8 protein-coding genes are annotated in these 11,909 nt (G+C 65.1%); 4 read left to right on the top strand and 4 right to left on the bottom strand.

The genetic code is table 11. From position 1 onward, the window contains the following. Positions 1-290: 290 nt before the first annotated feature. From Q673_RS30630 to Q673_RS30620, 3 genes are all read left to right on the top strand, one after another. Positions 291-1,484: a Fic family protein gene (locus Q673_RS30630; protein ID WP_023006558.1), complete on the top strand. Its 1,194-nt coding sequence runs from the start codon at positions 291-293 to the stop codon at positions 1,482-1,484. 37 nt (positions 1,485-1,521) lie between these two features. Further along, a complete protein-coding gene (locus Q673_RS30625) occupies positions 1,522-2,688 on the top strand; it encodes a nucleotide sugar dehydrogenase (protein ID WP_023006557.1) in 1,167 nt (388 codons plus the stop codon). Positions 2,689-2,921: 233 nt separating this feature from the next. Further along, positions 2,922-4,871 (top strand): polysaccharide biosynthesis protein, encoded by a 1,950-nt coding sequence (locus Q673_RS30620; RefSeq protein WP_023006556.1) that lies wholly within the window; start codon positions 2,922-2,924, stop codon positions 4,869-4,871. A gap of 17 nt (positions 4,872-4,888) precedes the next feature. Here the strand turns inward: Q673_RS30620 and Q673_RS30615 are convergent, their stop codons facing one another. The 3 genes from Q673_RS30615 to Q673_RS30605 all read right to left on the bottom strand — a co-directional run bounded on the left by Q673_RS30615 (position 4,889) and on the right by Q673_RS30605 (position 10,095). Continuing rightward, positions 4,889-5,503 carry a transposase gene (locus tag Q673_RS30615; protein ID WP_031218386.1) on the bottom strand — a complete coding sequence of 205 codons (615 nt, stop codon included), beginning with the start codon at positions 5,501-5,503 and terminating at the stop codon, positions 4,889-4,891. Positions 5,504-5,599: 96 nt separating this feature from the next. Beyond that, entirely contained in the window at positions 5,600-7,465 is a 1,866-nt protein-coding gene (locus tag Q673_RS30610) for an SEC-C metal-binding domain-containing protein (protein WP_023006554.1), read from the bottom strand. A 116-nt stretch (positions 7,466-7,581) separates the two neighbouring features. Continuing rightward, positions 7,582-10,095 (bottom strand): EAL domain-containing protein, encoded by a 2,514-nt coding sequence (locus Q673_RS30605; RefSeq protein ID WP_023006553.1) that lies wholly within the window; start codon positions 10,093-10,095, stop codon positions 7,582-7,584. Between the two features lie 217 nt (positions 10,096-10,312). Between Q673_RS30605 and Q673_RS30600 the strand changes: the two genes are divergently transcribed. After that, the gene (locus tag Q673_RS30600) at positions 10,313-10,555 is read left to right on the top strand and encodes a chemotaxis protein CheB (RefSeq protein WP_023006552.1); all 243 of its coding nucleotides are present in this window, start codon (positions 10,313-10,315) and stop codon (positions 10,553-10,555) included. 36 nt (positions 10,556-10,591) lie between these two features. Here Q673_RS30600 and Q673_RS30595 read toward each other — a convergent pair. Beyond that, positions 10,592-11,823, bottom strand: a protein-coding gene (locus tag Q673_RS30595) for an IS3 family transposase (protein ID WP_442778054.1) whose coding sequence is annotated in 2 segments (ribosomal slippage) — positions 10,592-11,556 and positions 11,556-11,823 — 1,233 coding nt in all. Because the reading frame shifts where the segments join, the coding sequence is not laid out codon by codon here. Between the last annotated feature and the right edge of the window lie 86 nt (positions 11,824-11,909).

Raw genomic sequence — 11,909 nt, 5'->3', positions numbered from 1 at the left:
GAGGGAGGGGAGGACGTCAATGTTGGTGCGTATTTCAGATATATCTTCCAGACCGTTGCCGGCAAGGGCGCTGGTGATCGCGTTCGTCAGGACAGTTGATCCGCCTCTTACGCTGACACCCCACCCTGACGGAGGCCGAGATCGACAAGACCTGCCGGGTGCTACAAGCTCTCTCGACAGATTGTTGACTCCTAGGCTTGCCAGCTGAGCCGAAACCGATCACTATTCGGCTCATAGAGTGAGTCGAATGCCGTTGTCATTCGGCTCCTCCGCCTTATTGGAGGTCTGGCATGACCGATCACGCCTCGACATGGATCTGGCAGCATACTGACTGGCCGAACTTTACCTGGCACGCGGCCGAGGTTCAGCCGCGGGTCCAGGCATGCTGGAAGGATCTTGGCATCTTGCTGGGGCGGTCAGGGGCCCTGACATCCGCGGATGACCAGGACGCTGAGGCAAGAGCCGCCCTGGATACGCTATTGCAGAATATCGTCACCTCCTCGGCCATCGAGGGGGAGCGGCTCAATGTGGCGTCAGTTCGCTCATCCCTGGCCCGGCGCCTTGGCGTGGAGGAAGCAGAGGGGGTGACGTCACCACGCTCCGAAGGCCTGGCGGAGCTAATGCTGGATGCCACCTTCAAGCCTGACACGCCGCTGGACACCAAGAGGCTGTTTCAGTGGCATCGGTGGTTGTTCCCTGATGCTGACGCCGGCTTGACGACGCTAAGGCCCGGGCAGTGGCGCGGGGTGGAACCCATGCAGGTGGTCTCGGGTCGCCTCCATCGACCCAAGGTGCATTTCGAAGCGCCGCCGCGTGAGGGGTTGGAACATGAGGTTGATCAGTTCCTCGCGTGGTTTGAGTCCAGCCGTCATGACCCCGAGTTGGATCCCCTGGTTCGGGCGGGCCTGGCACACTTCTGGTTTGTGACGCTGCATCCGTTTGAAGATGGCAACGGCCGGATTGCCCGGGCCATCGCCGATCGCGCCTTGGCGCAGGCGGATCAGCAGAGTATCCGCCTGTATGCCATGTCGGCGGCCATCCTGAAGCGCCGCGCCGACTACTATTGCCGCCTGGAAGCGAGCCAGCGTGGCACGCCAGACCTGACGGCCTGGCTTGTCTGGTTCCTGGAGACTCTGGATGCGACCTTGCTGGATGTCCTGGGCAAGGTTGAGCGGACACTGGCCAAGGCCCGCTTCTGGCAGCATTTCAGGGCGGCCGGCCTGTTGCCTGAGCAGGTGAAGGTGCTGAACCGCCTGCTGGATGGCGGCGAGAGAGGCTTCGAACACGGCATCAGTGCGTCGCAGTACCAGAAAGTCGCCAAGGTCAGTAAGGCAACCGCCACCCGCCATCTCGCTGGGCTGGTCGAGAAGGGGTGCTTGGTGAAGCTTCCAGGAGGTGGCCGCAGCACGCGCTATCAGGTGCCGCACTCTAGGGGGTCAGACCCTTCAGCAAACTTAGGCAATACGCCGCCTAAGCCTATTTAAGGGTCCGGCCCCTAAGCACGATTAGCAAGGAGCGAGAATGAAGATTGCCATTGCCGGTACCGGCTACGTGGGCCTCTCCAACGCCATGTTGCTGGCCCAGCACAACGACGTGGTGGCGCTGGATATCGTCGCGGAGAAGGTCGAGGCGCTGAACGCGGGGCGCTCGCCCATCGAGGACGCCGAGATCAGCGACTTCCTGGCCCATCGCGAGCTCAACTTCACGGCGACCCTCGACAAGCAGGCCGCCTATCGCGATGCCGACTTCGTGGTGATCGCCACGCCTACCGACTACGACCCGGTCACCAACCACTTCGATACCTCAAGCGTCGAGGCGGTGATCCAGGAGGTGATGGCGATCAACCCCGAGGCGGTGATGGTGATCAAGTCCACGGTGCCGGTGGGCTATACCGCCGAGGCGTGCCAGCGCTTCGGCACCCAGAACCTACTCTTCTCGCCGGAGTTCCTGCGCGAGGGCAGGGCGCTGTATGACAACCTGCATCCGTCGCGGATCATCGTCGGGGAGCGCTCCGCGCGTGCCGAGGCGTTCGCGGGGCTGCTTGTCCAGGGAGCCGTGAAGCACGATATCCCGGTGCTCTTCACCAACAGCACCGAGGCGGAGGCGATCAAGCTGTTCGCCAACACCTACCTGGCCATGCGCGTGGCCTACTTCAATGAGCTGGATACCTACGCCGAGACACACGGCCTGGATACCCGCCAGATCATCGAGGGGGTGGGGCTGGACCCGCGCATCGGCAGCCACTATCACAACCCCAGCTTCGGCTACGGCGGCTACTGCCTTCCCAAGGATACCAAGCAGCTGCTGGCCAACTACCAGGACGTGCCAAGCAACCTGATCCAGGCGGTGGTGGATGCCAACCGCACCCGCAAGGACTTCATCGCCGAGCAGGTGCTGGCGCGCAAGCCAGGCGTGGTGGGGGTCTATCGGCTGATCATGAAGGCTGGCTCCGACAACTTCCGTGCCAGCGCCATGCAGGGCGTGATGAAGCGCATCAAGGCCAAGGGCATCGAGGTGATCGTCTATGAGCCGGTGCTGGAGGAGGCCACCTTCTTCGGCTCTCGGGTGATCCGCGACCTCGAGGCCTTCAAGGCCGAGGCCGATGTGATCCTCTCCAACCGCATGGCGGAAGAGCTCGACGACGTCGCTGACAAAGTCTATACCCGGGATCTGTTCGGCAGCGACTAGCCCGCCGGTAGCCCGCCGGGGTCAGACCCTTAAATGGACTTAGGCCAAGGGCCGCCTAAGTCCATTTAAGGGTCTGACCCCTAGCGTTGTAAGCTATTTCCTACACGCCACGTCACCCGTGTCTTACACAGCGGCCTCTCAGCTGCCTTAATCCCGCCTCCGCGCGCTGATAGAATGCGCGCTCTGTCACGATTTCTCGTCTCCGCTCTCTTTCACGCAGGAGTTCTGCGTTAATGATTCGCCTTCTCCAGCCGCTTTTTCGCCTGCCACGCGCCCATAAACGGCTGATTCAGCTGGTGGTGGATAGCGTGCTGATCGCGCTGAGCTTCCTGCTGGCGATGCTGTTGCGCCTGGACAGCTGGGCCTTCGCCAGTCAGCCGGCGGTGTGGTGGGTGCTGCCGGTGGTGATCCCGGTGAGCCTTTTGATCTTCATGCGCCTGGGTTTCTACCGCGCGGTGATCCGCTACATGAGCCTGAAGGCGGTGAAGGCGGTGCTGGCCGGGGTGGCGGCCTCCACCTTCGCGCTGATGGTGGTCAACGCCATCTACCAGCTGCCGGTGCCGCGCTCGGTGCCGTTCATCTACGCCATGCTGGCCACCCTGACCATCGGCGGGGTGCGCATGGCGCTGCGCAGCCTCTACCTGCGCAACCAGCTGCGCTACAAGACCCGGGTGTTGGTCTACGGCGCCGGGGCGGCGGGGCGCCAGCTGGTGCAGTCGCTGCGCCACGGCCAGGAGTACGAGCCGGTAGGCTTCATCGATGAGGCCCCCTGGCTGGCGGGCACCCTGGTGCAGGGGGTGAAGGTCTACCCGGCGGAGCAGATCGAGCGGTTGATCGAGGATTACGGTATCGAGAAGATCCTGCTGGCGATCCCCAGCGCCACGCGTGCCCGGCGCCGCGAGATCCTCGAGCGCCTGGAACCGCTGGAGGTGCCGGTGCAGAGTATTCCCGGCATGGCCGACGTGGTGGCGGGGCGCGCCCAGATCAGCGAGCTGCGCGATGTGGCGGTGGAGGACCTGTTGGGTCGCGACCCGGTGCCGCCGGAGCCGGAGCTGATGGGCGCCAACATCACCGGCAAGGTGGTGATGGTGACCGGCGCCGGGGGGTCCATCGGCAGCGAGCTATGCCGGCAGATCCTGCGTCAGTCCCCGGCCCGGTTGCTGCTGTTCGAGCTCTCCGAGTTCAGCCTCTATCGCATCGAGCAGGACCTGGCGCAGATCGCCCGCGACGAAGGCCTGGAGGTCCCGGTGCATGCGCTGCTGGGCTCGGTGCAGCACCGCGACCGGGTGCAGAAAATCCTCGCGGCCTTCGCGGTGCAGACGGTTTACCACGCCGCGGCCTACAAGCATGTGCCGATGGTGGAGCACAACGTGGTGGAGGGGCTGCGCAACAACGTGATGGGCACCCGTGAGCTGGCCCTGGCCGCCATCGAGGCGGGGGTCGAGCGCTTCGTGCTGGTCTCCACCGACAAGGCGGTGCGTCCCACCAACGTGATGGGGGCCAGCAAGCGCCTCGCCGAGCTGGTGTGCCAGGCCCTGGCTACCCACCAGTCGCGCACGCGCTTCTGCATGGTGCGCTTCGGCAACGTGCTGGGCTCCAGCGGCTCGGTGGTGCCGCTGTTCCGTCGCCAGATCGCCGCCGGCGGGCCCATCACCGTGACCCACCCCGAGATTACCCGCTACTTCATGACCATCCCCGAGGCCGCCCAGCTGGTGATCCAGGCCGGCGCCATGGGGCAGGGCGGTGATGTGTTCGTGCTCGACATGGGCGAGCCGGTGAAGATCGCCGAGCTGGCCGGGCGGTTGGTGCGCCTCTCGGGCCTGGAGCCCTGTTTCCCGACGCTGGACGGCGCCGAAGCTCCGCTGCCCGCCGCCGAGCAGGGCGATATCGAGATCCGCTTCACCGGCCTGCGCCCCGGCGAGAAGCTCTATGAGGAGCTCCTGATCGGCGAAGCCGTCTCCCCCACCCGCCACTCGCGTATCATGACCGCCAGCGAAGTCGCCCTCAGCTGGGACGAGATGCAGGCCCTGCTCGATGCCCTCTTCCACGCCTGCCAGGCCTTCGACGCCGCCCGCATCCGCGACCTGCTGATCCACGCCCCCCTCGGCTACCATCCCCAAAGCCCCCTCGTCGACCTGGTGTGGGAACAACCCCAACGGGGTCAGACCCTTCAATCCGCTTAGCCCAGGGGGTCAGACCCTTAAGGAGATTTAAGGGCCTGACCCCGCCGGGTCTGTTGGCGGATCTCGTCGATGGTGGCGTCGGGTAGCGGGGTGTCGAACAGCTGCCGGTAGCGCTGACAGCGCCGGTCCGGGTCGTTGGCGAGGTCCCGGTACAGCGCGTGGGGCGTGATCAGCGGGTCATCGGCGCCCAGAGCGTTGGCCGGGTAGCTGGACCAGCGGTAGTCACCGGGGTGGGCCACCATGCCGGCGCGCACCGGGTTGAGTTCGATGTAGCGGTAGCAGGCGAAGAGGTAGTCCTCCTCGCCCACCAGGCAGGAGCGATAGCGTCCCTCGAACAGCCCGCCGGTGCGCTCATGGCGCTTGTTGAAGTACTGGGCGTAGCGTTGGCACACCACCTTCATCATCTGGACGATGCCGAGCGGGTCACCCAGGGGGCTGGCCAGCATATGCACATGATTGGTCATCAACACATAGGCGTGCACGCCCACGTCATACACCTGGCGGGCCTCGTCGAGAAATTCCAGGAAGCGTTCTGCCTCGCTGCGATAGTGAAAGCAGGTTCCGCGGTTGTTGCCGCGCTGCACCAGGTGCACCGGCGTTTGGGGCAGGATGACGCGATTGGGACGGGGCATGGCCGACTCACCCATTCCGAAGCGGATATCGGCTTCAGTGTAGCCCTCCCGTGAGGGTCAGACCCTTAAGCGAACTTAAGGGTCTGACCCTCAAGGTCACTTCGCTTTCTTGATGTGCTCCATCCAGCTCAGTGCGCCGGGGGTGGTGAGGAAGGTATCACGCATCTCTTCGCGGTAGTACCACGCCTGGTCGGTGCCGCCGATGGTGATGCCGTGGGGATCAAGCCTGGGCGCCTTGCGCTTGCTTGCCACCAGGTAGTTGAGCACTTTGGGCAACGCCTGGTAGGCAGTGGCCAGGGCCTCTTTGGCCTCGTGGAGTCGATTCAGGCGGATGAGTGCCAGCACGCGTCCGTAGCGTGTCTCCGGCAGGAAGTCGTCGGGGTAGCGTTCACAGATCGCCAGAGCGGGTTCGTCGTGCCCCGCCTGGAGTAGGGCGTTGACCAGTGGGCCGCGCACGCCCAGGTTGTCATCGGGACACAGCGTCAGCACGCGGGTAAGCAGCTCAATCTCTTCGTCGGGGTCCTCTTGACCCAGCGCCATCTCCCTCATCAGCCGCAGCAGCGGGCGGTGTTCCAGCCATGCCCAGGGCAGCTGGCCACCGGCCGGCAGGGCAGCGAGGAGGTGGGCGATCACGCGCTCCTGCTGGGCGAAGAGCGCCATGTTGAACGCTTCCTGGAGCTGGCTCGACGAGGCGCCGGTGAAGGCGCCGAGGCGCTCCAGGAAGTCAGGGCTCTGCAGCAGGGCCGGATGCCGGCGGATCAGCTCGGCGTCGGCCACGCTTTGCATCTCGCCGGCCTGGTAGAACGCCGCCTGAGCCTTGTCGACCTCCTCGGGCAGCACTAGCACCCACTGCTCCTGGCGGCCCTCCGTCGAGGGCGGGCCGGGGTCGAAGTGTGCGGGGTGCAGCGGCTGCTCCAGGGCTTCCTCGAGCAGGCCGACAAGCGGCTGCAGTTGCTCCTCGGGGATGCCGAAGATGGCGTAGGCCTCGTCGCCCATGGGGGCCTGTGACAGGCTCCATTCATCGTCACCGATATCGCCATCAGCGAGGTCATCCAGCGACCCCAGGCTGGCCTGTTCCTCGAGCATGGCGATGCCTTCTTCATCCCCCAGCTCATGGGCCACCGGTAGCCACGCCTGGGCGGTTCGCTGTGCCTCGGCGTCGTCGCCCAGCTGGCGTAGGCAAAGTGTCTTCAGGGCCCCGGTCGACAGCTGCTCGGGCGCCAGTCGTTCGAGTCGATGCACATGCTCCAGCGCCTCCTGGTTGCGCCCTTGGTCGAGACAGTGGATCACCAGCCAGCACAGTGCCTGGTTGGCCGCCTGGGGTTTGAGATTCGGCAGCAGCGCCGTCAGCTTCCTTTCCCCGGCGTCGAGGTGGCCAAGTGCCGAGTAGGCATTGCCCAGTAGCTGCACGGTATCGGCCTGTAGCTCCGTGGACAGTCCGCCCTTGTCGAGAATGGCCAGCAACAGGTTGCGCGCCTTGCCGGGGTGGTCGTCCTCCAATTCCTTGACGGCCAAGGCAAGCCGTACCTCGGCGGGCGCGGTCTTGGCAGCGGCCTGACGCTGCGCCTTGGTGAAGTGATCGACGGCGAGCCGTGGAATCGGCAGCACGTCATCCAAGTCGATCATCGGCGAGTTCACCAGCGGCTGGCAGCAGCGCTTGAACTTCTTGCCTGAACCGCAAGGGCAGCTGTCGTTGCGCTGTGGGGCGGGCAGCGGAGCGCACTGGAAGTGGCGGCACGGCAGCGGCATCTGGTTCCAGATCGAGCGGCCAAGCATCCAGTAGGGCATGCTCCCCTCGAGCCAGGTGTCGAGCCCGCTCTGCCTGACGATGTCACCCAGGTCGGCGAAGTAGCGCTCGGCATCCTGGTGCGCCAGGATATGCGCGATGGAGGCATCGAAGAAACGCAGGAAGCCCTCCCACAGCTCGGGGGGCATCTCGGAGGCGATGTCGTCGTGAGTCATGAGCGATGTCGGGGTCTGGATGTTGTGGCCAGTACGGTAACACGCTGCCCCGCCAGGGTCAGACCCTTAAAGGGATTTTGGGGTCAGACCCCTAAGCGAATTTAAGGGTCTGACCCTCAGCGGGGGAGCCAGCGGCTGGCGAAGGCGTCGGCGGGCTGGGGCGTGTCGTAGAGGAAGCCTTGCACCAGGTCGATGGGGTAGCGGGCCAGCGCCTGGAGCTGTTGGTCTGTTTCCACGCCTTCGGCGACTACGCGCATGTCGAGCTCCCGGGCGAGGCCGGTGACCGCGGCGACGATGGCGTTGCTGCGGCGGTTGCCAAGGCCTTGGATGAAACGCTTGTCGATCTTGATGGTGGTGACCGGCAGCTCATGTAGGTAGCCCAGCGACGAGTAGCCGGTGCCGAAGTCGTCCAGCGCCACACAGCAGCCCATCTCGCGCAGTGCCTGCACGATGGCGATGGCCTGCTGTTGATGGTCGAGCAGCACGCTCTCGGTGATCTCGAGGCCGAGCTGGGCGGTCACGAGGCGGTGGCGCCGGTAGCAGTCGCGCACCTTGTCGAGCAACGCCTCGTCCCAGAACTGGCGCCCGCTGAGGTTGATGGCCACGCGAAAATCCCCGTACCCGGCGTCGCGCCAGCTGGCCATTTGGCGGCCAACCTCTTCCATGACCCAGTCGCCCAGCGCGATCATTAACCCCGAGCGCTCGGCCACGGGGATGAACTGCCCCGGCGCGATGTCGCCGAGGGTCGGGTGGTGCCAGCGCAGCAGCGCCTCGGCGGCCTCCAGCTCGCCGCTGTTCCGGTTGATCAGCGGTTGATAGTGTACCGCCAGGCCTTCACCGCTCTCCGCGGCGTCGCGCAGCGCGCTCTCCAGGGTGAGCTGGGCCGGCTCGCACCAGCGCAGCTGGTGCTGGTGGAAGAAGCGGTAGGTGTTGCGCCCCTCCTGCTTGGCGCGATACATGGCGGCGTCGGCGTACTGGATCAGCAGCTCCACGCTGTCAGCGTCATCCGGGTAGAGGCTGATGCCGAGGCTGCAGCCGATGCGGAAGTCGTGCTCGCCCATCCGGAAGCTGGTGCTGATGCTGTCGATCAGCCGCTGGACCACCTGCTGAGCCGCCTCGATCTTACCGACCTCCGGCAGCAACACGATAAACTCGTCGCCGCCCAGTCGCGCCAGGGTATCGTCCTCGCGCAGCGCCCCTTGCAGGCGCTTGGCGACCTCCACCAGCAGGGCGTCGCCGGCGGCGTGACCCAGGGAGTCGTTGACCTGCTTGAAGTGGTCGAGGTCGACGAACACCACCGCCAGGCGCTGGCGCTGACGGTGGGAGTGGCGAATGGCCAGCGATAGGCGATCCTCCAGCAGGCGGCGATTGGGTAGTTGGGTGAGCGGGTCGTAGTAGGCCAGCCGGCGCACCTGCTCCTCGTTCTCGCGGATATGAGTGATGTCGCTGAACAGCGCGGCGTAGTGGGTGGCCTGGCCGCGCTCGTCGCGGATGGCGGTGATGGTCAACAGCTCCAGATAGAGCTGGCCGGACTTGCGGCGGTTCCAGATCTCGCCGCGCCAATAGCCGCGTTCTTGCAGGGTCTGCCACATCTCGGCGTAGAAGGCGGCGTCGTGGCGCCCGGAGGAGAGCACCGCCGGGGTGCGCCCGCTGACCTCTTCCAGGGTGTAGCCCGTCAGGTGGGTGAAGGCGGGGTTGATAAACTCGATGCGACCCCGGGCGTCGGTGATCATGATGCCCTCAAGCGAGGCGTCGATGACCCGCTCGGCCAGCTGCAGGGTCAGCCGCGAGCGCTCCAGGGCGTGGTCGCGCTCCTGGAGCACCTCGCGCAGGCGCACGGCGTAGTCGCCCTCCACGCCGTCGAGGATGTCGCGAAAGCCCAGTAGGCCCACCACCTGGCCGGCGTCGTCGACCACCGCCAGGTGGCGTAGACGCTGGTCGATGAACTGGTTGCGGGCGTCGATCAGCCGCGCCGCTACCGGCAGGGTGCGCAGCGGTCGGCTGGCCAGCTCGCATACCGGCACGTCACGCCGATAGCGGGCCACATAGCGCAGCACATCGCGCTCGGTGAGGATGCCGAGTTCGCCCTGGCCACAGTCGATGATCACCGCGTCCAGGCGCTGCGCCAGCATATGGCCGGCGGTCTCCTGCAGGGTACGCCGGCCGTCGAGGATGGCCACCGGCGAGCGCATCACCCGGCGCACCTCGCGCAGGCGCAGGTAGGGTTCGATGCCCTGCTTCAGGGCGAGGTCGGTCTGCGAGACGATGCCGCGTACCTTTCCCTCGCCATCCACGATCACGGCATGGCGAATGCCGCGTGCCTTGAAGGCCTCGCTCACCTCCGCCACCAGGCATGCCTCCTCGACCTGCAGCGGCACCGGCGTCATCACCCGGTGGATGGGCAGCTCGACCTCCTCGGGGTGCTCCAGCGCCAGGCGCAGGCTGTCGCGCTCGGTCCAGATGCCCACGGCGCGCTGCTCCTCCAGCACCAGGATGGCGCTGAAGCGGCGCTCGGCCATGCGCGCGGCGGCCTCCACCACCGGCGTCTCGGGCGTGCAGGTGAGAAGGCCGGTCTGCATGATGGCGCCGACGCGCAGCGGCTCGGTTTCGGGGGTAGCGGTAGGAGGCATGGCGCTCTCGGTCGGCCTGGTATCGGATGACCGTAAGCTTACCAAAATGCGCTGATGTAACGACATGATTCCGAGGCCTGCATGCCAACGCTGGGGCCCGGGGCCCGCCGCATCTCCCGCTCGCCGTTGCCGTTAACCACTTGTCATGGCTTTCCCTTTCCCGCCAGCCCCCCGCCCCTTAGGATGGGTGAGGTCACCTGAACAAGGGATGTTCCGCATGAGTCAGCACGAGGCATGGGTACCGAACGCAGTCCCGGTGGTGGGTATCGGTGCCTCGGCAGGCGGGCTCGAGGCGCTGTCGCAACTGCTGCATGGTCTCGACCCGGCACTGCCCTTCGCCTACGTGGTGTTGCAGCATGTGTCGCCCACCCATCGCAGCATGCTGCCGGAGATCCTGGGGCGCGATACCGCGCTCGAGGTAAGGGCGATTGAAGATGGCGAGGCGCCCAGGGCGGGGTAAAGTGGACCCCATCGTCAAGACAGAAAACGAACGGGTTTAAGTTATCGTCTCAGCCTGGGTTGCAGCTGCACAGCGCTGCCCTGTGTTTTGGTTCTGTGCGGCATCCTTCTGACGACCGAAGTGGTCAGGAATGGAAGCGCCGCCCCCGAGGCCCGACTGATAAACGTCGTCCGGGGTCTGGTTCTCCAGCGACTGGTGAGGGCGCTGGACGTTGTAGAACGCGAAGTAGTCGGATAGACCGAGGGTCAGCTCGCCGAGGTTCGCATAGCCCTTCAGGTACACGTCTTCGTACTTGACCGTCCGCCATAGCCGCTCGACGAAGATGTTGTCGAACGCCCGGCCACGGCCGTCCATGCTGATGGTGACGCCCGCGTCCTTGAGCACTCTCGTGAAGGCCTGGCTCGTGAACTGAGAGCCCTGGTCGCTGTTGAAGATCTCCGGCGTGCCATGCAGCCGCAGAGCGCTTTCCAGAGCATCGACGCAGAAGCCGGCGTCCATGGTATTGCTCAGCCGCCAGCTCAACACCTTGCGGCTGTACCAGTCGATGATCGCCACCAGATACACGAAGCCATGTGCCAACCGAATGTATGTGACATCGGTGCTCCACACCTGATTCGGGCGTGTGACCGATACGCCGCGTAGCAGGTACGGATAGACCTTGTGGTCTGGGTGCGGTTGGCTGGTCATGGGGCCTGGCGCCATGCCTGCCAGCCCCATGTGGCGCATCAGACGCTGAACACGCTTGCGGTTGACCCGAAAGCCACGTCGCCCCAGCTCCACCACCATCCGACGGCTGCCATAGAACGGCCAGCGCGTGTAGATCTCATCGAGCGCGTGGCATAGCTCGATATCCAGATCCGCTGGCACCTTCGGCTGTCGCTGAGCATAAACCGTTGATCTGGCGACGTCTGCCAACGCGCACTGTCGAGCCAGGGGCACCTGGTCGGTCGCATCGATCCAGCTGCGACGGATCATGGAAGGTTGATCCCGGACTTTTTTTTCAGCCAGTCGAGCTCCATCTTTAGGCGGCCGATCTCCCCGTAGAGCTTCTCGTCGGTCTGATATTCAGGCTTGGGCTTGGGACCCCGCTTCTTGTCGAACAAGGTGGCCGAGTCAGCCAGCAGCGCCTTCTTCCACTGGCCGACCTGGACAGGGTGGACCCCGAATTCCTGCGCGATTTCGTTGGCCGTCTTCAAGCCACGGACCGCCTCCAAGGCTATCTTGGCCTTCAGCTCCGGCGAGTGGGTGTTACGTTTCTGCTTCGACATCTCTGGTCCCTTCGAAATCGGCCTCGGCATATCTTAAACCAGTGTCTTGTTTTCAGGGTCCACTATAGCCCGAATATTGCACCAGG

Source organism: Halomonas sp. PBN3, from assembly GCF_000475415.1.
Classification (GTDB): Bacteria; Pseudomonadota; Gammaproteobacteria; order Pseudomonadales; family Halomonadaceae; genus Halomonas; species Halomonas shengliensis.
The sequence above is the reverse complement of the archived record's forward strand: the minus strand, read 5'-3'. Positions and strand labels throughout refer to the sequence as shown.